Origin of the sequence: Mycobacterium sp. B14F4 (assembly GCF_039871645.1) — a bacterium.
Lineage (GTDB): Bacteria > Actinomycetota > Actinomycetes > Mycobacteriales > Mycobacteriaceae > Mycobacterium.
Map to the genome: position 1 here is coordinate 20,059 of NZ_JBDPMF010000004.1, position 19,559 is coordinate 39,617.

At 69.2% G+C, this 19,559-nt stretch carries 19 protein-coding genes and 1 pseudogene; 14 read left to right on the plus strand and 6 right to left on the minus strand.

Going from position 1 to position 19,559, the window contains the following annotated elements:
- Positions 1-126: 126 nt before the first annotated feature.
- From ABGB19_RS12405 to ABGB19_RS12420, 4 genes are all read left to right on the plus strand, one after another.
- Positions 127-1,203 (plus strand): cytochrome c oxidase subunit II, encoded by a 1,077-nt coding sequence (locus tag ABGB19_RS12405; protein ID WP_347686270.1) that lies wholly within the window; start codon positions 127-129, stop codon positions 1,201-1,203.
- Between the two features lie 13 nt (positions 1,204-1,216).
- Positions 1,217-1,636, plus strand: a complete 420-nt coding sequence (locus ABGB19_RS12410) for a cytochrome c oxidase subunit 4 (RefSeq protein ID WP_347686271.1) — start codon at positions 1,217-1,219, stop codon at positions 1,634-1,636.
- A 198-nt stretch (positions 1,637-1,834) separates the two neighbouring features.
- Positions 1,835-2,692 (plus strand): MmpS family transport accessory protein, encoded by an 858-nt coding sequence (locus ABGB19_RS12415; protein ID WP_347686272.1) that lies wholly within the window; start codon positions 1,835-1,837, stop codon positions 2,690-2,692.
- Positions 2,692-3,390 carry a DUF2561 family protein gene (locus ABGB19_RS12420; RefSeq protein ID WP_347686273.1) on the plus strand — a complete coding sequence of 233 codons (699 nt, stop codon included), beginning with the start codon at positions 2,692-2,694 and terminating at the stop codon, positions 3,388-3,390. The genes ABGB19_RS12415 and ABGB19_RS12420 overlap by 1 nt, the downstream gene beginning before the upstream one ends.
- Positions 3,391-3,441: 51 nt before the next feature.
- Here the strand turns inward: ABGB19_RS12420 and ABGB19_RS12425 are convergent, their stop codons facing one another.
- From ABGB19_RS12425 to ABGB19_RS12440, 4 genes are all read right to left on the minus strand, one after another.
- Positions 3,442-5,157: a cytochrome bc complex cytochrome b subunit gene (locus ABGB19_RS12425; RefSeq protein WP_347686274.1), complete on the minus strand. Its 1,716-nt coding sequence runs from the start codon at positions 5,155-5,157 to the stop codon at positions 3,442-3,444.
- The gene (locus ABGB19_RS12430; RefSeq protein WP_347686715.1) at positions 5,154-6,347 is read right to left on the minus strand and encodes a ubiquinol-cytochrome c reductase iron-sulfur subunit; all 1,194 of its coding nucleotides are present in this window, start codon (positions 6,345-6,347) and stop codon (positions 5,154-5,156) included. Before ABGB19_RS12430 ends, ABGB19_RS12425 begins: the two co-directional genes overlap by 4 nt.
- A gap of 62 nt (positions 6,348-6,409) precedes the next feature.
- The gene (locus tag ABGB19_RS12435; protein ID WP_347686275.1) at positions 6,410-7,216 is read right to left on the minus strand and encodes a cytochrome c; all 807 of its coding nucleotides are present in this window, start codon (positions 7,214-7,216) and stop codon (positions 6,410-6,412) included.
- Positions 7,217-7,277: 61 nt separating this feature from the next.
- Positions 7,278-7,889: a heme-copper oxidase subunit III gene (locus ABGB19_RS12440; protein ID WP_347686276.1), complete on the minus strand. Its 612-nt coding sequence runs from the start codon at positions 7,887-7,889 to the stop codon at positions 7,278-7,280.
- 68 nt (positions 7,890-7,957) lie between these two features.
- Here ABGB19_RS12440 and trpD point away from each other — a divergent pair, with 68 nt between their 5' ends.
- Entirely contained in the window at positions 7,958-9,025 is a 1,068-nt protein-coding gene (gene trpD / locus ABGB19_RS12445; RefSeq protein WP_347686277.1) for an anthranilate phosphoribosyltransferase, read from the plus strand.
- Here trpD and ABGB19_RS12450 read toward each other — a convergent pair.
- Positions 8,963-10,870 (minus strand): annotated as a pseudogene (locus ABGB19_RS12450) (DEDD exonuclease domain-containing protein); the annotation flags it as partial. The gene trpD and the pseudogene ABGB19_RS12450 sit on opposite strands and share 63 nt — an antisense overlap.
- Here ABGB19_RS12450 and ABGB19_RS12455 point away from each other — a divergent pair.
- The 4 genes from ABGB19_RS12455 (at position 10,869) to ABGB19_RS12470 (ending at position 14,279) form a co-directional block, all read left to right on the plus strand.
- Positions 10,869-11,075, plus strand: coding sequence for a hypothetical protein (locus tag ABGB19_RS12455; protein ID WP_347686278.1), 207 nt, complete (start codon positions 10,869-10,871; stop codon positions 11,073-11,075). The pseudogene ABGB19_RS12450 and the gene ABGB19_RS12455 sit on opposite strands and share 2 nt — an antisense overlap.
- 214 nt (positions 11,076-11,289) lie before the next feature.
- Positions 11,290-12,354: a peptidoglycan hydrolase RipC gene (gene ripC, locus ABGB19_RS12460; protein WP_347686279.1), complete on the plus strand. Its 1,065-nt coding sequence runs from the start codon at positions 11,290-11,292 to the stop codon at positions 12,352-12,354.
- Positions 12,323-13,150, plus strand: a complete 828-nt coding sequence (locus ABGB19_RS12465; RefSeq protein WP_347686280.1) for a DUF4157 domain-containing protein — start codon at positions 12,323-12,325, stop codon at positions 13,148-13,150. The genes ripC and ABGB19_RS12465 overlap by 32 nt, the downstream gene beginning before the upstream one ends.
- A gap of 1 nt (position 13,151) precedes the next feature.
- On the plus strand, positions 13,152-14,279 hold the full coding sequence (locus ABGB19_RS12470; RefSeq protein WP_347686281.1) for a glycosyltransferase family 4 protein: 1,128 nt from the start codon (positions 13,152-13,154) through the stop codon (positions 14,277-14,279).
- On the opposite strand, the gene ABGB19_RS12475 is transcribed toward ABGB19_RS12470, so the two are convergent.
- Positions 14,276-16,078, minus strand: coding sequence for a long-chain fatty acid--CoA ligase (locus tag ABGB19_RS12475; RefSeq protein WP_347686282.1), 1,803 nt, complete (start codon positions 16,076-16,078; stop codon positions 14,276-14,278). The genes ABGB19_RS12470 and ABGB19_RS12475 overlap by 4 nt on opposite strands.
- Before the next feature lie 105 nt (positions 16,079-16,183).
- On the opposite strand from ABGB19_RS12475, the gene ABGB19_RS12480 reads away from it, so the two are divergent.
- From ABGB19_RS12480 to ABGB19_RS12500, 5 genes are all read left to right on the plus strand, one after another.
- The gene (locus ABGB19_RS12480) at positions 16,184-16,573 is read left to right on the plus strand and encodes a polyketide cyclase / dehydrase and lipid transport (RefSeq protein ID WP_347686283.1); all 390 of its coding nucleotides are present in this window, start codon (positions 16,184-16,186) and stop codon (positions 16,571-16,573) included.
- 40 nt (positions 16,574-16,613) lie between these two features.
- Positions 16,614-17,051 carry an SRPBCC family protein gene (locus tag ABGB19_RS12485; RefSeq protein WP_347686284.1) on the plus strand — a complete coding sequence of 146 codons (438 nt, stop codon included), beginning with the start codon at positions 16,614-16,616 and terminating at the stop codon, positions 17,049-17,051.
- The gene (locus tag ABGB19_RS12490) at positions 17,044-18,312 is read left to right on the plus strand and encodes an ArsA family ATPase (RefSeq protein WP_347686716.1); all 1,269 of its coding nucleotides are present in this window, start codon (positions 17,044-17,046) and stop codon (positions 18,310-18,312) included. The genes ABGB19_RS12485 and ABGB19_RS12490 overlap by 8 nt, the downstream gene beginning before the upstream one ends.
- Complete coding sequence (locus ABGB19_RS12495; protein WP_347686285.1) at positions 18,309-18,683, plus strand: hypothetical protein; 375 nt, start codon at positions 18,309-18,311, stop codon at positions 18,681-18,683. Before ABGB19_RS12490 ends, ABGB19_RS12495 begins: the two co-directional genes overlap by 4 nt.
- A gap of 87 nt (positions 18,684-18,770) precedes the next feature.
- A complete protein-coding gene (locus tag ABGB19_RS12500) occupies positions 18,771-19,496 on the plus strand; it encodes a lysophospholipid acyltransferase family protein (protein ID WP_347686286.1) in 726 nt (241 codons plus the stop codon).
- Positions 19,497-19,559 lie beyond the last annotated feature (63 nt).

Sequence of the window (19,559 nt, forward strand, 5' to 3'; positions counted from 1 at the left end):
CGTCGGCGCGGGAACCACGGCGCCGCGGACGCGAGGTACGCGACGGCAGAGGTGTGTCGAGGCCGGCACCCGGCGGTGGTCTACGCTGCGTAGTATTCGCTCCAGAACACCGGCCGCGCCGCGGTCGTGCGTCACCGACTTCTAGGAGGCTTCAACGTGACACCTCGCGGGCTGAAGGCGGTGGTGCGCACGACGGCACTGTCACTCGTCCTGGGTGGTACGACGTTGCTGCTCAGCGGCTGCAGCTGGTCGGAGGTGCTGGGCCTGGGCTGGCCGAACGGCATCACACCCGAAGCGCACCTAAACCGTGAACTGTGGATCGGCTCGGTGATCGCGGCGCTGGTCGTCGGTGCGATCGTCTACGTCCTGATCTTCTGGACCTCGGCGTTTCACCGGCGCAAGAAGACCGACACCGAGCTGCCGCGGCAGTTCGGTTACAACATGCCGCTGGAGCTGGCGCTGACCGTCATCCCGTTCCTGATCATCTCGGTGCTGTTCTACTTCACCGTGGTGGTGCAGGAACGCATGCTGAACGAGGAGCCCAACCCCGAGGTCGTCGTCGACGTCACCGCCTTTCAGTGGAACTGGAAGTTCGGCTACCAGAAGGTGGACTTCTCCGACGGCACCTTCACGTACGACGGCGCCGACCCCGAGCGCCAGGAGGCCGTCGCATCGGGCCCCGAGGGCGTCGAGGGCGAGCACGGCGGTGAGTTCGGCGCGATCGCGGGCATGAACCCCGAGGACCGCAGCTACCTGAACTTCGACAAGGTCGAGACGGTTGGCACCTCCTCGGAGATCCCGATCCTCGTGGTGCCCGTCGGCAAGCGCATCGAGTTCCAGATCGCCTCCGCCGACGTCATCCACGGGTTCTGGGTGCCGGAGTTCCTGTTCAAGCGCGACGTCATCCCGAACCCGCAGGCGAACAACTCCGACAACACCTTCCAGATCAGCGAGATCCAGCAGACCGGCGCGTTCGTCGGCCGCTGCACGGAGATGTGCGGCACCTACCACTCGATGATGAACTTCGAGTTGCGGGTGGTGCAGCCCAACGACTTCAAGGCGTACCTGCAGCAGCGCATCGACGGCAAGACCAACGCCGAGGCGCTGCAGGCGATCAACCAGCCGCCCACCGCCGTCACCACCAAGCCGTTCGACACCCGGCGCGGTGAGCTGGCGCCACAGCTAGCCCAGGCCAGCAAGTAGGGGATCACACCACATGCACATCGAAGCCCGGCTGTTCGAGTTCCTGACCGCCTTCTTCGTCCTCGCGGCGGTTGTCTACGCCGTGCTGACCGCGATGTTCGCCAACGGCGGCATCGAGTGGGCGGGCACCGTGGCACTGGTGATGACGGCGGGCCTGACGCTGATCACCGGCACCTTCTTCCGCTTCGTGGCCCGCCGCCTCGACACCCGGCCCGAGGACTACGAGGACGCCGAGATCAGCGACGGCGCGGGGGAGCTGGGCTTCTTCAGTCCGCACAGCTGGTGGCCGGTCTTCATTGCGCTCTCGGCGTCGGTCACCGCGGTCGGCGTCGCGCTGTGGCTGCCCTGGCTGATCGTGGCCGGCGTCTGCTTCGTGCTGACCACCGCGGGCGGTCTGGTGTTCGAGTACTACACCGGCGCCGAGAAGCACTGACCCACCCGACTCCTTCTGCGCCCGGGCGGGGAAAGGTCACAATCGGGCCACCACTTCGCCCGCACCCCGCGCTGCGATTCATCCGCTTCTTGCCGTTGGGTAGTGTTGCCGAGGCACGGTCAGGCGCCGCCGGCCGAGCCGGCAATCGAACCTTTCGGCCTGTCGCGCCGGTTGAGTAGTCGAGAAGGATAGGCGTAGATGAGCGGGCCGAACCCCCCAGGTGACGACGGGGCGGATCTCACGGGGCAGGAGCCGGGCCACGGCCCCGGCGACGACATCAAGCCGGACACCAGCGAGACCGACCTGCACTCGCGCGCGTATTCGGCGCCGGAGTCCGAGCAGTTCACCAGCGGCCCGTACGTGCCCGCCGACTCGTCGCTCTACGACTACGACAGCTACGAGCAGACCGAAGTCGTCGAAGCGCCCGAGCCGCCCCGGTGGCCGTGGGTGGTCGGCGTCGTCGCGATCATCGCCGCCGTCGCACTGGTGGCGTCGGTGTCGGTGCTGGTGACCCGCACCGACACCAGCAATCTGGCCACCCCCGATACGTCGACCACCACCGCTCCGCCGGTGCAGGACGAGATCACCACCACGACTCCGCCGCCGCCGCCCCCGCCGCCGCCGACGACCGAGGAGCCACCGCCCCCGCCGCCGGAGACCGTCACGGTGACGCAGGAGCCGCCGCCTCCGCCGCCGGCGCCCGCCGAACCACCCCCGCCGCCGCCCGCACCGGAAACCACCCCACCGCCGCCGTCGCCGCCACCCACGACGACGACGCGAGCGGGTCCGCGCCAGGTCACCTACTCGGTGACGGGAACCAAGGCACCTGGAGACATCATCACCGTGACCTACATCGACGCGTCGGGCCGCAGCCGGACCCAGCGCAACGTCTACATCCCGTGGTCGTTGACCGTAACCCCGATCTCGCAGTCCGAGGTCGGCTCGGTGCAGGCCTCGAGCCTGTTCCTGGTCAGCAGGCTCAACTGCTCGATCACCACCAGCGACGGCACGGTGCTGTCGTCGAACACCAACAACGCCGCCCAGACCAGCTGCTGATGGCCTACGACACCGACACCTCGGGCCGCTCACGGCTGACGCCCGTGCTGGACCCGAGCGAACTGGACCGCACCGACCGGATCCTGCTGGGCTCGTGCGCGGCGATCTGGCTCGTCGCCCTCGGCGCCGGCGTGGCCGCCACCGTCGCGCTGGTGGACCTGGGGCAGGCCCACGCCGAGTCGGCGGGTGAGGCTGGGACTCCGTGGCTGCTCTACACCGTCATCGGCGTCTCGGCCGTCGTCATCATCGGCGCGGTGCCGTTGCTGCTCCGCGCGCGACGCGAGGCGCTGGCCGAGCCGGCCCCGGCCGCCCCCCAGTCGGCGGCCCGCCCGGCACCCGGCCGTGCCCAGCCACCCGGCGGGCAGGCCCCGGCCACCGAGAAGATCGGCGCACTGGGGCCCAGAAGCGGCCAGGGCGCGTCGTATGCGGCGCCCCGCGCCCTTCGTACGCAGGAGGCGCCCGAGCCCGCTCTGGCGGCCGTCGACCAGCTCTGGCTGCGCTGCGCGCTGGTGATCGCCTGCGCGATCGGCATCGCCATGGTCGCCATCGGCGTGGCCACCTACCTGATGGCCGTCGACAGCACCGTGGCCGGGTGGGTGTTCTACGTACTGGCCGCGTTGGTCACGCTGGCCATGCCCGCCATTCCGTGGTTCTACCTGAAAGAGCTACGCGCCCAGCTGGATCAGCCGGCCGCGTAGCTCTTTTGCGCTCTTCAGCGCTCTTCAGCGCTCTTCAGCTCGGGCGGGTGGTCAGTGATGACCGTTCGTGTGGCCGTCCGACGAGCCGTTGCCGTGACCGTTGGACGAGCCGTTGCGGGCCTGGTGCTCGGCCAGCGCGGTGAGCGCCTTGCGCTCGCCCGCGTGATGCGCCTCGGTGAGCGCCTCGTGCTCGGAGAGCGGGTCGGCGGACAGGAAGCTGCCGCTACCCGGAGCCCCGGCCGAGCCGAGCTTGTTCATCCGCTTCGGCAGGGCTGCGCCCTGGTACGCCAACGGGATCGGATGGCCGTGCTCGTCGACCGGGCCCAGCGGCTGGTGCAGCTCGATGTAGGCACCGTGCGGCAGCCGCTTGATGATGCCGGTCTCGATGCCGTGCTCGAGCACCTCGCGGTCGCTGCGCTGCAGGCCGATGGCCCACCGGTAGGCGATGTAGTACACGATCGCGGGCAACGCCACCATGCCGATGCGGCCGATCCACGTGGTCGCGTTCAGCGAGATGTTGAACTTCAGCGCGATGATGTCGTTCATCGCGCTCAGCGTCAGCACCATGTAGAACGCGATGGCCATCGCGCCGATGGCGGTGCGCACCGGGGCGTCACGGGGACGCTGCAGCAGGTTGTGGTGCGCGTCGTCACCGGTGAACTTCTTCTCCAGGTACGGCCAGGCCGGCAACAGGATGAAGATCAGGCCCATGACCAACGCCACCCACACCGGGGACGGGATCGTGTAATTGCCGAGGTAGATCTCCCACGGCGGGAAGATACGGGCCAGGCCCTCGGTCCACATCATGTAGAAGTCGGGCTGGCTGCCCGCCGACACCTGAGACGGCTTGTAGGGGCCCAGGTTCCAGATCGGGTTGATCTGCAGCAGGCCACCCATCAGGCCGGTGATGCCGACGGTCATCGCGAAGAACGCACCGGACTTGACCGCGAACACCGGCATGACACGGACACCGACGACGTTGGTCTCGGTGCGGCCGGGGCCGGGGAACTGGGTGTGCTTCTGGAACCACACCAGCGCGAGGTGAACACCGATGAGCGCCAAGATGATTCCCGGTATCAGCAGGATGTGCAGCGCGTACATTCGCGGTATCCAGAAGCCGTCCTGCATGCATTCGTAGCCGACGCCGCCACACGGGAAGTCACCGCCGAACAGTGCCCAGTGCAGCCACGTTCCGATGACCGGCATGCCGAGCGTGATCGACGACATCGCAGCGCGAAGACCGATGCCCGAGAGCAGGTCGTCGGGCAGCGAGTAACCGAAGTAGCCCTCGAACATCGCGAGGATCAGCAGCAGCGAGCCGATCACCCAGTTCGCCTCGCGCGGCTTGCGGAACGCGCCGGTGAAGAAGATGCGGGCGAGGTGCACCATGATCGCCGCGGCGAACAGCAGTGCGGCCCAGTGGTGTACCTGGCGCACGAACAGGCCGCCGCGAACCTCGAAACTGATGTCCAGCGTGGACTCGTAGGCCTTCGACATCTGCACACCGCGCAGCGGTTGGTAGACGCCGTCGTAGGTGACCTCGGCCATCGACGGGTCGAAGAACAGGGTCAGGTAGACGCCGGTGATCAGCAGCACGATGAAGCTGTACAACGCGATCTCGCCCAGCAGGAAGGACCAGTGGGTCGGGAACACCTTGTTCAGCTGGCGTCGCACCGCCGCCGATGGGTGATACCGCGAGTCGATCGCGTTGCCTTGGGAGGCGGCGATCTGGGCTGCGCTGGGGGGTTTTGGCAGTGTCGGACTCATTCTGTCCTCCGTTCCCAGAATGCCGGACCCACGGGCTCGATGAAATCGCCGTTGGCGACCAGATACCCGTCCTGGTCGATGGTGATGGGCAGCTGCGCCAACGCGCGCGCAGCGGGGCCGAATATGGGTTTCGCGAAGTGCAACGCGTCGAACTGCGACTGGTGGCACGGGCAGAGAATGCGATAGGACTGCTGTTCGTAAAGCGAAGCGGGACAACCCAGGTGGGAGCAGACCTTGGTGTAGGCGAACAGGTCGCCGAAGTTGAAGCTCTCCTGGCCCTTGCGCTTGACGACGCGCCCCATGTCCTGGGCCTTGATGCGGATCAGCATGACCGGGTTGCGCACGCCCATCGCGATCTCGGCGAGGTGGTGATGCGACTCCACCGTGGTGCCGTCACCGTCTGACTCGCGCCACGGGAAGACCGTCTCCATGCCGCCGGCGTCGATGTCCTCGGGCCTCATCTTGATGAACGGCGACTCGCCCGGCTTGCCGGTCGACCGCGCCAGGTAGATGGTCTCGCCCTCATAGCGGGGCGTCCACCCCGACGTCCACAGCACGGCCTTCTTGCCGTCGGCGGTCTGCACCACCGGCTTCCACGGGTTCTTGATCAGACCACCGGCGAAGGCCACCAGGGTGCCGAGGCCGAAGGCGCCGAGCCCGATGCCGAGCGACAGGCCGACGAGCTTGCGCCGCTTGATCGTCGAGCCCTCGAGCGCATCGGTCAGGTTGGCCACGACCGTCCTGCGCTGGATCTCCGGGGAGCTGCCGTCGTGGCGCTCCTGGATCGAGATCTCCTCGGGGATGAACTTCTTCTGGTACAGCACCGCGCCGATGCCGATGGCGAGGATGGACAGCCCGAAGGTCAACCCGTACAGGGGGGTGGCCAGGCTGTAGAGGAACTCGCCCTCCGAGCCGTAGGGCTGGTACTCCCACGGCCAGAACAGGAACACCAGCAGCAGCGCGAGGCCCGAGAACCCGCCCAGCAGAAGCCAATACGAGACCGTGCGTTGGCTCCGCTTCTCGGCCTTGGTGCCCGCGACCGGCCAGCGGTCCTCCTTGTAGACGATCTCGACGCCGTCGAGCTTGCCGCCGAGCTCGAGGAGCTCCTCACGCGACATCGCCGCCAGCTCGGCGTCGGTGGGCTGACCGGGCACCCCGGCGTGGCCGGGGGCGTCGGTGCCCTTGGGCATACCGTCCGGGCCGCTGGGAGTCCCATCCATGCGCGATCCGCCTTCGGCCCCTCGCTCGCTGCTCATGCTCGCGCTCCGATCCACAGGGCCGCAGCGATGACGGCGACCATGCCGATGATCCAGGCCGCCATGCCTTCCGGCGCCGGACCGAACCCGCCCAGGCCGTAGCCGCCGTAGCTCGGCGTCTCCGCCGACTCACGGACGTAGGCGACGATGTCGCGCTTCTCTTCGGGGCTCAGCTGCCGGTCGGAGAACTTCGGCATGTTCTGTGGGCCGGTCAGCATCGCGGTGTAGATCTGCGCCGGGGTGGCGCCGCCGAGGTCGGGGGCGTACTTACCCGACGACAGCGCGCCGCCCTTGCCGGTGAAGTTGTGGCACGACGCGCAGTTGAGTCGGAACAGGTCCCCGCCGCGGGCGACGTCGTTGCCGATCAGCGAGGCGTCGGCGATCTGGCCGTTCTCGTCGCGCGGTGCGACGGGTCCGCCGCCGTTGGCCTGGACGTAGGCGCCGAGAGCGTCGATCTGCTGGGCGTCGAACTGCGGCGGCTTGGCGGGCGCCTGGGCCTCGCCGCGCATCGCCGGCATGCGGCCCGTGGACACCTGGAAGTACACCGCGGCCTCGCCGACACCGATGAGGCTCGGCCCGCGATCGGCCACACCCTGCAGGTTCAGCCCGTGGCAGGTGACGCAGGAGGTGTCGTAGAGCTGCTGGCCCGTGCGCAGCAGCGCCGACTGCGACTCGTCGGCGACCGCCACCTGGGGCGTCGGCGTCAACGTGGCCGCCAGGCCACCGGCGACACCCAGTCCAACCAGCAGCAGCACTGCCGCTGACAGGCGCCGGCGCAGCCGGCGGCGGGACTTGTCGGTCATCGGACCCTTTCTTTCCTCGGACACATCGGCGAGCCGATCGACGGACACAGCGGCGAGCCGATCAACGGACGAAGTAGATAACGGCGAACAGGGCGATCCACACGATGTCGACGAAGTGCCAGTAGTACGACACGACGATCGCGGCGGTGGCCTGCGCCGGGGTGAACTTGCTCATCCGGGTGCGGGCCAGCAGGAAGATGAAGGCGATGAGGCCGCCGATGACGTGCAGGCCGTGGAAGCCGGTGGCCAGGTAGAACACCGATCCGTACGCGCTGGACGAGATCGTCGTGCCGTGGTGCACCAGCTGGATGTACTCGTAACCCTGCCCCAGCACGAAGAACAGGCCCATCAGGAACGTCACGACGTACCAGCGGCGCAGGCCGAACACGTCACCCCGCTCGGCGGCGAAAACGCCCATCTGGCAGGTGAACGACGAGGCGATCAGCACCAGCGTGACCGGCACGGCCTGCACGAGGTTGAGCTCGGTCGGCGGGGTGGGCCACTCGCCGCCCGCCTGCGAGCGTGCGGTGAAGTACATCGCGAACAACCCAGCAAAGAACATCAGCTCGCTGGATAGCCACACAATCGTGCCGACACTGACCATGTTGGGTCGGTTCAGCGAATGTACTCGCGACGTGATTGCGGTTCCCGAGGTCCCTACAGCGCTCGTCACAGGAGCAAGTATGACGCTTTGTAGTTGTCGATCTCCACCCGGGTCGGCAGTTTCGTAATAATCACGGGGTGCCTTCCCCTCAAAATGCAGATTCCCTCACGTGGCCCCGGGTGCTGGGCCGCCTCACCACCGGGCAGTCCCTCGCGACGGGCCAGGCGGCGTGGGCGATGGACCAGATCATGACCGGTTCGGCGACGCCCGCCCAGATCGCCGCGTTCGGCGTCGCGATGAGGATGAAGCGGCCGACGTCGGCCGAGGTCACCGAGTTGGCCGACATCATGCTCAAGCATGCGCGGCGAGTGCCGACCGACGTGATCGGCACCGACACGGTCGACGTGGTGGGTACCGGCGGCGACGGATCGAACACGGTGAACCTGTCCACTATGGCAGCGATCGTGGTGGCCGCCGCCGGGGTGCCGGTGATCAAGCACGGCAACCGCGCCGCGTCGTCGCTGTCGGGGGGCGCCGACACCCTCGAGGCGCTCGGGGTCCGCATCGACCTCGGGCCCGACGACGTCGCCCGCAGCGTCGCCGAGGTCGGCATCGGGTTCGCCTTCGCGCCGCAGTTCCATCCCTCGTACCGGCACGCCGGCGTGGTGCGCCGTGAGATCGGTGTGCCGACGGTCTTCAATCTGCTTGGGCCGCTGACCAATCCGGCATCCCCGCGGGCAGGGCTGATCGGCTGTGCCTGGGCGGATCTGGCCGAGGTGATGGCGGGTGTGTTCGCCACCCGCCGGTCCAGCGTGCTGGTGGTGCACGGCGACGACGGGCTCGACGAGCTGACCACCACCACGACGAGCACCATCTGGCGGGTGCAGTCCGGCACCGTCGAGCGGTTGACGTTCGACCCCGCCGCGTTCGGTTTCAAGCGGGCCGAGTTGTCGGAGTTGGTCGGCGGCGACGCCGAGTCCAACGCAGCCTCGGTGCGCGCGGTGCTCGGCGGCGCGACGGGTGCGGTGCGCGACGCGGTGGTCCTCAACGCAGCGGGTGCGATGGTGGCCCACGCGGGCCTAGCCAGCGACGCCAAATGGGTGCCGGCGTGGGAGCACGGGCTGGCCAAGGCGGCCGAGGCCATCGACTCCGGGGCGGCCGAACAGCTCCTCGCGCGTTGGGTGCGATTCACGCAGAAGGTCTGAGAGGGTCGTCCTCTCGATCTGCTCGGCGGCCAGTCGGGCCGAGCGCGCCGACGCGGCCCACCCCGCCCACCGGCCCGCCGCGTGCACCGGCGAGCAGTAGCCGTCCTCGGTGCGCACGATGCGCACACCCGGCTGCTGCACCCAGCGCGCGATGAGCGCCGTCTCCTCGACGAGCGCGCCGCCGAGCGGCGCGGTGGACGGCAGAATCGCTTGTGCCCCAGCGCAAATCGCGTCCACGACGGGCATCGGTGGCACTCCGCGCGCGGCGTTTCCCGCGGCGGCCAGTTGACCGTGCCGGACGACCACCAGCTGCCAGCCGCCCGCGCCGTCCGGCCGGGCGGCGACCAGTTCGGCGATGCCGGCCAGCGCCCGCAGCCGCTGACCGCGCCAGAGCGCGTCGATCGCGGTGGCGGCGTGGTCGCGCAGCCGCGCGGCGGTCTCGTAGCGGCCGCGGTCGGCGAGGTCGGCGATGTGGCCGAGGACGTCGGCCAGCGCGCGGCCGTCGCGGCCGTCGACGAGGTCCTTGGCGCGCAAGGGGGCGGCGGCGTACTCGGCGGCGCCGACGTCGCGGGCCGCGGGGCAGGGCGAGAGTTCCCGTTCGGGGCAGGCCGGCCCGTGCAGCGCCGTGCGGCCCAGCCGGTTGGTGCACGTGCGCAGCCCGGTGAACCGCGCGAGCAGCGCGGCGGTGTCGACCGCGTCGGCGCGCGCCCGGAACGGGCCGATCACCGCATCGTGCTTCGGGGTCCGAACAACCGAGAACCGGGGGAACGCCTCGTCGGTCAGCGCCGCCCACCACCACCGGTGCGGGAACTTCGACCGGCGGTTGTAGGGCGGCGCGTGGGCGGCCAGCAGCCGCAGTTCGCGCACGCCCGCCTCGAGGTCATGGGCGCACTCGACGTGATCGACCGCGGTGGCCAACGAGGCCATCTCCTTCATGCGGGTGCGCGGGTCGGCGCCGTTGAAGTACTGACCGACCCGCCTGCGCAGGTCGACCGCGGTGCCGACGTAGAGCACCTCCGCCGCCGGGCCGCGGAACAGGTAGACGCCGGGGCGCCGGGGCAGCCCGGTGGCCAGATGCCGGTTGCGGCGTTGCGCCGGGGTCACGTCGGGCAGGTACGAGCGCAGTTCGGGGTAGGTGTGCACGCCCTGATTGCCGACCCGCTCGATGAGCCCGTGCAGCACGTCGACGGTGGCCCGGGCGTCGTCGAGCGCGCGGTGCGTCGGCGTGGTGGACGCACCGAACAGGCGGGCCAGCGCCGAGAGCTTCACGCTGGGCGCCTCGTCGCGGGTGAGCACCCGACGCGCCAGCTTGACCGTGCACAGCACCGGCGGTTTGGGCCAGGCGATGTCGCAACGTTCGGCGGCCGCCCGCAGGAACCCGATGTCGAATCCGGCGTTGTGCGCGACCAGCACCGTGCCGCGCGCGAACTCGAGGAACGCGGGCAGCACCGACTCGATTCGCGGCGCGTTGCAGACCATCGCCGTGGTGATCCCGGTGAGCGCGACGATCTGCGGGGGGATGCTGCGCCCGGGATCGACCAGTGTGGCCAGTTCACCGAGCACCGTGCCGCCGCGCACCTTGACCGCACCGATCTCGGTGATGGCGTCGTGGTGGTCGCCCGAGGCGCGCCCGCCGGTGGTCTCCAGGTCGACGACGACGAACGTCGTCTCGCGTAACGAGACGTCAGCCACGCGATCGACGTCCGCGAAGCTGAGCTGACCCATGTGCCGAAGGTAGGAAACGGCACCGACATCGGCGGGTTGCCACGCGGGGGTGCCGGCGCGCGGTCTCGAATGTCGGTACCCCCCGATAGCGTGCGGACAGCACCGACCGAGAGGAGCCATGGTGGGCACGGTGAAGATCGACTGCGACGACTGCGCGGTCCGCGGACCAGGTTGTCAGGACTGCGTGGTGAGCGTTCTGCTCGGCGTGCCGGAGACCTTGCTGGATGACGAGCGTCGCGCGTTGGAGGTGCTTGCCGACGTGGGTCTCGCGCCACGGCTTCGGCTGGTTCCGATTCATCGGCAAGGGGATTCGGGAGTGGCCTGACGACACGCTCGTGACGAGGCCGTTGATAACGGTTTTCGTTGCGGCTGTTAAATTTGCGTCTTCTGTTGGACAAGCCCGATGCCGTTTCGTAACCTGTCTGAGACCTAAGAGCAGTCGACACGGCTTCGTCACGGAAGTTGAAGGACGCAAAATCTTGAGGCTCGGCTTTACGCGCTTGACTAAACGTGGGTTCCGGCGGCCCGTCGTAGGTGCGATGGTCGGTGTCGCCCTCCTCGTGGGCCTGTTCACGGGAAGTGTGCAGGCCGACCCGGCCGACGACGCGCTGGCAAAGCTCAATGAGCTGTCGCGCCAGGCCGAGCAGACGACCGAAGCGATGCACTCGGCGCAGCTCGATCTCGAGAACAAGTTGGCCATCCAGCGCACTGCCGATGCCAAGCATGCCGCCGACGTCGCCGCCGCGGATGCGGCACGCGCGCAGCTGGCAAACTTTCAGAACGCTGTCGACAAGGTTGCTGCGGCGCAGTACATGGGCGGCAGGACCGACGGTCTGGACGCGATGCTGACCGCCGGCTCACCACAGGGCCTCATCGATCAGTTGTCGGTGCAGCGGGTGATGGCCGCCGAGATGTCGGCGCAGATGAAGAGCTACCGCGAGATCGGCCGAGAGGCCGCGCTGGCCGAAGAGGCGTCGGCGAAGTCGGCCGCCGAGGCCAAGACCGCGGCCGAACAGGCCGCCGCGGTGCGCGCCGATCTGCAATCCAAGCAAAGTCGGCTGCAGATCCAGATTGCCGTGGTCAAGGCGCAGTACGAGGCGTTGACGCCGAATCAGCGCGAAGCGCTCGCCGCCATGCCGCCCGCACCTCCGGTGCCCGCACCCACGCCGTTGCCACCGGGCGGCGATCCCGCGATCATGGCCGCGCCGCCGGGAGCCCCCGGTGCGATCCCGCCGGGCGATATGGCACCCCCGCCGGGCGGGCATTCGGCGACCGTCATCCAGGCCGCGATGAGCCGCATCGGCTCGCCGTACTCGTGGGGCGGATCCGGACCGAGCGCCTTCGACTGCTCCGGGCTGGTGATGTGGTCGTTCCAGCAGGCGGGCATCTCGCTGCCCCACTCCAGCCAGGCGCTGGCGAGCGGCGGTCAGGCGGTGTCGCGGGACCAGATGCAGCCGGGCGACCTCGTCACGTACTACTCCGACGCGTCGCATGTGGGCATCTACATCGGCGACGGGATGATGGTGCACGCTTCGACCTACGGCACGCCGGTGCGAGTCGCGCCGGTGGACAATGCGCCGATCCACAACGTCCGTCGTTACTGACCGCCGCCGGAGCAGGACCAGGCTCGCCGCGCTCCTTGTCACCGAGCTGATCTGCGCGCTGCTGCTGCTGGGCCGCTCCGAGATCCCGGCCGGGCCAACACTGGCCACGCCGGCCTCGCTGACCACCCCGACGGCCGCGTCGACGGTCGAGGCCCTGCGCGACGGTCGCACCGTGCGGCTGATCGGGTTCGGCGGGCAGCGCACCGAGGGCCTGCTCGCAGGTGTCGCCGCCGAGATGGACGGCGCCGCGGCGGCGGTCACCGCGTTCTGGGGCGCCGACTGGCCGCGCGAGGTGACGATCGTCGCCGCCGCGACCGACGAACAGTTCGCCGCGATGGGCGGCGGTGACCTTCACACCGCGGCCACCACCACCGGCGAGCGCATCGTACTCGCGCCTGGCGCCGCACAGATGAGTGCTGCGGGTCTGCGAATAGTGCTGCGCCACGAGCTCTTTCACCATGCCGCCCGGGCCGGGACGGCCGCCGACGCGCCGCGGTGGCTGACCGAGGGCGTCGCCGACTTCGTCGCCCGCCCCGCGGCCACGCCGCCGGACGGCGCGGGGATGGCGCTGCCCACCGACGCCGAACTGGCCGGACCCGACCGCTCGCTGGCCTACGACCGTGCCTGGTGGTTCAGCCGGTTCGTTGCCGACCGCTACGGCGCCGCGGCGTTGCGCGATCTCTACGCCCGAGCATGCGGTCCCGGGCATCCCGACGTGGCGACCGCGGTGCGCGACACGCTCGGGGTGGATCTCGACACCGTCCTGGCGCAGTGGCGGCAGTGGGCGTCGGCCTGACGTGAGCCGGGTGTTGCTGGTCACCAACGACTTTCCGCCGCGCCGCGGCGGCATCCAGTCCTATCTGCAGGAGTTGGTCGACCACTTGGTCGCCGCCGGCGGGCACACGGTGACGGTGTACGCGCCGAAGTGGAAGGGCTGCGAGGACTTCGACCGTCGCGCCGGCTACGACGTGGTGCGGCACCCGGGCACGCTGATGCTTCCCGAGCCGTCGGTGATGGGCCGGATGAAGCGGCTGATACGACGGCACCGGGCCGAGACGGTGTGGTTCGGTGCGGCGGCCCCGCTGGCGTTGATGGCGCCGCTGGCCCGCGATGCCGGCGCGCACCGGGTGATCGCCAGCACGCACGGCCACGAGGTGGGTTGGTCGATGCTGCCGGTGGCGCGAACGGCGTTGCGGCGCATCGGATCCGGCACCGACGTGGTCACCTACGTCAGCCGCTACACCCGGGGCCGGTTCGCCTCGGCCTTCGGGCCCGACGCCGCGCTCGAGCACCTGCCGCCGGGTGTGGACACCGACCGGTTCGCCCCCGACGAGGTCGCCCGTGCCGAACTGCGCGCCCGCTACCGGCTGGGCGGCCGGCCGGTGGTGGTGTGTGTGTCCCGGCTGGTGCCGCGCAAAGGGCAGGACATGCTGATCCGGGCGTTGCCGGCGATCCGGCAGCGGGTGCCCGGCGCGGCGCTCGTCGTCGTGGGGGGCGGGCCCTACCGGGATGCGCTGCGCCGGCTGGCGCACGGCTTCGGCGTGACCGAACACGTGGTGTTCACCGAGGCGGTGCCCGGTGACGAACTCCCGGCCCACCACGCGCTGGCCGACGTGTTCGCCATGCCGTGCCGCACCCGCGGGGCCGGGCTTGACGTCGAGGGCCTGGGCATCGTCTACCTGGAGGCGTCCGCCACGGGGGTACCGGTGGTCGCGGGCCGCTCGGGCGGTGCACCCGAGACGGTGCGCAACGGCGAGACGGGCGTCGTCGTCGACGGCTGGGATGTCGGCGCCATCGCGGCGTCGATCGGCGACCTGCTCGCCGACCCGGACTCAGCGGCGCGGATGGGCGCGGCCGGGCGGCGCTGGGTGGTCGAGAACTGGCAGTGGCACACCCAGGCCGATCGGCTTGCGAACCTGCTCTAGCCCTTCTCGTACAGCGCTTCGATCTCGGCGGCGAACTTGTCGGCGACGACCTTGCGCTTGACCTTCAGCGTCGGGGTGAGTTCCCCGGTGAGCACGGTGAAGTCGACCGGCAGGATCCGAAATTTGCGGATCGCCTCTGCCTTCGACACCACCTGGTTGGCGTTCTTGACGGCCAGGTCGATCTCGGCGACCAGGTCGGGGTCACCGGCCAGGTCCTCCACCGAAGCCGTGGCCGGCTTGTCGTGGTGCTGCTTCCACACGTCGAACGCCTCGGGGTCGATGGCGATCAGTGCGGCGATGAACGGTTTGCCGTCGCCGACCGCCATGGCCTGACTGATCAGCGGGTGGGCGCGCAGTTGGTCCTCGAGAACCGCGGGGGCGACGTTCTTGCCGCCCGCCGTCACGATGATCTCCTTCTTGCGGCCGACGATCGACAGGAAGCCGTCGCCGTCGATGCTGCCGAGATCGCCGGTGTGGAACCAGCCGTTGACGATCGCCTCGTCGGTGGCGGTCTGGTTGCGCCAGTATCCGTTGAACACCACGCCGCCGCGCACCAGTAGTTCACCGTCGTTGGCGACCGCCATGCTGTTGCCGGGCAACAACTTTCCGACGGTGCCGATCTTCAGCTCACCGATCCGGTTGGCCGTGATCGCGGCGCTGGTCTCGGTGAGGCCGTAGCCCTCGTAGATCGTCAGCCCGATGCCGCGGTAGAAGTGACCCAGTCGCGCGCCCAGCGGCGCACCGCCCGAGATGGAGGCGCGGCAGTTGCCACCGGTGGCGGCGCGGAGCTTGCCGTAGACGAGCCGATCGAAGATCGCGTGCCTGGCGCGCAGCAGCAGGCCCGGCCCACCGCTGTCCTGGGCCTTGCTCCACTCGATCGCGGTCTGGGCCGCCTTGGCGAAGATCGCGCCCTTCCCGCTGTCCTGGGCGTTCAATTCGGCTGTGTTGTAGACCTTTTCGAACACGCGGGGCACCGACACGATGACCGTCGGCTTGAATAAGCCGAACATCGGCACCAGGTTCTTGATGTCACTGGTGTAGCCGATGGTCACCCCGTTCGCGAACGCCGTCATGGACAGGGCCCGCGCCAGCACGTGTGCCAGTGGGAGGAACACCAGCAGGCGCTCGCCCTTGCGCAGCAGGCTGGGGAAGCAGTCCGACGCGCCACGGATCTCGCTGAGCAGGTTGGAGTGGGTGAGCTGGCAGCCCTTCGGCCGGCCCGTGGTCCCGGAGGTGTAGATCAGCGTGGCCGGATCGGCGGATTTGATGCCCGCCAGCCGCCGGTCGAGTTCGGCTGCGTCTGCGCCCGCACCGGCTGCGGCCAGCGTGTCGAGCGCCCCGGGCGCCGTCGACTCGATGACCGCCACCTGCCGCAGCGCGGGCAACTCGTCGAGCAGTTCCTTGACCATCAGGGCGTGCGCCTCGATCTCGACGAACGCCACCACCGCGCCGGAATCCTCCAGCACCCAGCGCACCTGCTCGGGCGAGGAGGTCTCGTAGATGGGAACCGTCACGGCGCCGACGGCCAGGATCGCGTAGTCGAGGATGACCCACTCGTAGCGCGTCGCGGACAGGATCGCCACCCGGTCTCCCGGCTCGACGCCTTGGGCGATCAAACCGAGCGCCGCAGAGCGGATCTCGTCGGCGGCCTGCCTGCAGGTGACGTCACGCCAGGCGCCGTCGACGAGGCGCTGGAAGATCACATGGTCCGGATTGTCGCGTTCGTGGGCGAACACGGAACTGGCGACGTGGTCGTGCTCGCCGACGGTGAACGAGGCGGGCACACTGTATTCACGCACGATCTGGCCTCCCGGTGTCCGGCTGCAATGCCGGTCCCAGCCTAGTCGGCCGAGTTCAGGCCGGTCAGGGTCATGGGTCAGGGCCGTATGTGAAGCTTGTATGCCATGAACAGCATCCAGATCGCGGACGAGACCTTCGTCGCCGCCGATCCCGTCGAGGTCGGCCGCTATGTCGCCGACCCCGCGAGCTGGCGCCGCTGGTGGCCCGACCTGCGGTTGACGGTGGTTCAGGACCGAGGCGAGGCGGGACACCGCTGGACCGTCGCCGGCGCGCTCACCGGCACGATGGAGATCTGGCTCGAGCCGAGGCTGGACGGCGTGATCCTGCACTATTTTCTGCACGCCGAGCCGTCGGGTGCGGCCGCCTGGCAGCTGGCCAAGATGAACCTGCCGAAGATGAACCACCGACGCCGGGTGGCGGGCAAGGACATGGCCTTCGAGGTCAAGCAGCGGCTCGAGGCGACGCGCCCGGTGGGCGTCTCGCGCCTGGCCTGATACTTCGGCCGCATCTCTGGGAGAAGGGTAGATTTTTCACGTGGCGGACAAGACGGCGCAGACCATCTACATCGACGCGGACCCGTCGACGGTGATGGATGTCATCGCGGATATCGGCTCGTATCCCGACTGGGTCGCCGAATACAAGGAGACCGAGGTGCTCGAGGCGGACGCCGAGGGCTACCCGAAGACCGCCCGCCTGGTGCTGGACGCCGCGGTGCTCAAGGACACCATGGTGCTGGCCTACGTCTGGCCGCCGGACCACAAGTCGGTGACGTGGAGCCTGGTGTCCAGCTCGCTGCTGAAATCGCTCGAGGGCGCATATCGGTTGTCGCCGAAGGGATCCGGCACCGATGTCACCTACGAGCTGTCGGTGGACCTGGTCATCCCGATGATCGGCCTGCTGAAACGGAAGGCCGAACGGCGCCTCACGGACACCGCGTTGAAGGACCTGAAGAAACGAGTCGAGGCTGAGTGAGCTGACCGATGCCGCCGGCATCAGCCTGTTCGTCGGTAAGGGCGGGGTAGGCAAGTCCACGTTGGCGACCGCCACCGCCGTGCGCGACGCACGCGCGGGGATGCGGGTGTTGCTGGTCTCCACCGACCAGGCGCACTCCATCGGCGATGTGCTCGGTTCGACCGTCACGCCGACCGGGTTGCGCGCGCCGACGCGCGTGCTGGCCGACCTCGACATCGGGCGCGACGACGGATCCGGCGGGTTCCTCGACGCGCTTGCGCTCGACACGCTGGCGCTGCTCGAGTCGCATTGGCGCGAGATCGCCGGGCTGCTGTCGGGCAGGTTTCCCGAATCAGAGCTGGGAAGCGTTGCGCCCGAGGAGCTTTCGGCATTACCCGGTATTCAGGAGGTGCTCGGCCTGCACGAGGTGGGAGAGCTGGCGCGCTGCGGGCAGTGGGACCACGTGGTGGTCGACTGTGCATCGACGGCCGACGCGATGCGCATGCTCACCCTGCCCGCGACGTTCGCGCTCTACCTCGAACGGGCGTGGCCCCGCCATCGCCGGCTGTCCACGGGCGCCGACGATGCGCACACCGCGGCGATCGTCGGCCTGCTCGAACGCATCGGCGCCGGGACCGAACGGCTCGGCGCGCTGCTCACCGACGGCTCGAAGGTGAGCGCGCATCTGGTGATGACGGCCGAGCGGGTGGTGGCCGCCGAGGCGGTGCGCACGTTGGGGTCGCTGGCGCTGATGGGTGTGAAGGTCGGCGAGTTGATCGTGAACCAGATTCTGGTTCAGGACGATTCGTATGAGTACCGCAACCTGCCGAGCCATCCGGCCTTCGACTGGTACACCGAGCGGATCTCCGAGCAGCGCTCGGTCCTCGACGAGCTCGACGCCACGATCGGCGATGTGCAACTGGTGCTGGTGCCGCACCTCGCGGGTGAACCGATCGGGGCCAAGGCGCTGGGCGAACTTCTGGACAGCGCGCGCCGCCGTGACGGTTCGCCGCCACCGGCGCCGGTGCGCCCGGTCGTCGACCGCGAGTCCGGTTCCGGGCTCGAGGCGATCTACCGGTTACGGCTAGAGTTGCCGCAGGTCGACTCGTCCGGCTTGACGCTCGGCAGGGTCGACGACGACTTGATCATCGGCGTCGGCGGTTTGCGGCGCCGAGTTCGACTGGCGTCCGTGCTGCGTCGCTGCATCGTGGTGGACGCGCAGTTGCGAGGCTGTGAGTTGACCGTGCGTTTTCGACCGAATCCGGAGGTGTGGCCGAAGTGAGCGGGCCCCACCCGGACATCGGGCCGGAGCTTAGGCAGTTGGCCCAGGCGATCCTCGACAAGCTCGACCCCGCGGTGCGGCTGGCGGCCGCGCGGGCGTTGTCGAGCGGGGCGGGCAAGTGCCAGCAGGTCTGGTGCCCGGTGTGCGCGCTCGCCGCGCTGGTCGCGGGCGAGCAGCATCCGCTGCTGACCGTCATCGCAGAGCACAGCGTCGCGCTGCTGGCGGTGATCAGGGCCGTGGTCGAGGGTTCCGACGGCGCTGGGCCTCGAGGGCCCGACGAGCCGCCCGAGGGACCCCCGCCAGGCGGCGACGAACCGCCGCCCCCGACGCCCGGCCGATATCAACACATTCCGGTCACCGTCGAGGAGTAACCGCCTCGCGCTGTGGTCGCATCCACATCGCGTGGGTAAAGTTGTCGCAGAACACTGCCGTCGAGTGTTCGATCACCGGGAGGGCCCATGTGGTACTGGCTGTTCAAATACATCTTCATGGGCCCCTTGCTGTCGTTGCTGGGTCGGCCGAAAGTAGAAGGGCTGGACTGCGTTCCGCACGACGGTCCTGCGATTCTGGCGAGCAATCATCTCGCGGTGGCGGACAGCTTCTATTTGCCGCTGGTGGTCACCCGCCGGATCACGTTCCTGGCCAAGGCCGAGTACTTCACCGGCACCGGGGTCAAGGGCTGGTTCACCCGGTGGTTCTACACCGTCGCGGGGCAGGTGCCGATCGATCGGACCGACGCCGACAGCGCCCAGAGCGCGCTGACCACCGCCGCGCGCATCCTCGGTGAGGGAAAATTGCTGGGGATGTATCCCGAGGGGACCCGCTCGCCCGACGGCAGGCTCTACAAGGGCAAGACGGGGCTGGCGCGGCTGGCACTGGAAACCGGCGTGCCGGTGATCCCGGTCGCGATGATCGGAACCGACGCCGTCAACCCGCCGGGCAGCAAGATGTGGCGGTTCGGCCGGGTGCAGGTGAAGTTCGGCAAGCCGATGGACTTCAGCCGCTTCGAGGGGCTCGCGGGTAACCGCTTCATCGAGCGCGCGGTGATCGACGAGGTGATGTACGAGCTGATGCGGCTGTCGGGCCAGGAGTACGTCGACCTCTACGCCGCCGACATCAAGGACGGCAAGACCGACGGCTCGGACAAGCCGTCGGCGCGCATGCCGGAGGTGGCCGCCGGCTGAGCCGGCGAATCAGGCACCGCCGGCTGAGCCGGCGAATCAGGCACCGCCGGCGAGCCGGCGAAT

What these genes read in the sequence shown, in the direction of transcription:
- ABGB19_RS12410 (WP_347686271.1), top strand. Translation starts at nt 1,217, where the DNA reads ATGCACATCGAAGCCCGGCTGTTCGAGTTCCTGACCGCCTTCTTCGTC.
- ABGB19_RS12415 (WP_347686272.1), top strand. Translation starts at nt 1,835, where the DNA reads ATGAGCGGGCCGAACCCCCCAGGTGACGACGGGGCGGATCTCACGGGG.
- ABGB19_RS12420 (WP_347686273.1), top strand. Translation starts at nt 2,692, where the DNA reads ATGGCCTACGACACCGACACCTCGGGCCGCTCACGGCTGACGCCCGTG.
- ABGB19_RS12425 (WP_347686274.1), bottom strand. Translation starts at nt 5,157, where the DNA reads ATGAGTCCGACACTGCCAAAACCCCCCAGCGCAGCCCAGATCGCCGCC.
- ABGB19_RS12430 (WP_347686715.1), bottom strand. Translation starts at nt 6,347, where the DNA reads ATGCCCAAGGGCACCGACGCCCCCGGCCACGCCGGGGTGCCCGGTCAG.
- ABGB19_RS12435 (WP_347686275.1), bottom strand. Translation starts at nt 7,216, where the DNA reads ATGACCGACAAGTCCCGCCGCCGGCTGCGCCGGCGCCTGTCAGCGGCA.
- ABGB19_RS12455 (WP_347686278.1), top strand. Translation starts at nt 10,869, where the DNA reads ATGGTGGGCACGGTGAAGATCGACTGCGACGACTGCGCGGTCCGCGGA.
- ripC (WP_347686279.1), top strand. Translation starts at nt 11,290, where the DNA reads ATGGTCGGTGTCGCCCTCCTCGTGGGCCTGTTCACGGGAAGTGTGCAG.
- ABGB19_RS12465 (WP_347686280.1), top strand. Translation starts at nt 12,323, where the DNA reads ATGCGCCGATCCACAACGTCCGTCGTTACTGACCGCCGCCGGAGCAGG.
- ABGB19_RS12480 (WP_347686283.1), top strand. Translation starts at nt 16,184, where the DNA reads ATGAACAGCATCCAGATCGCGGACGAGACCTTCGTCGCCGCCGATCCC.
- ABGB19_RS12500 (WP_347686286.1), top strand. Translation starts at nt 18,771, where the DNA reads ATGTGGTACTGGCTGTTCAAATACATCTTCATGGGCCCCTTGCTGTCG.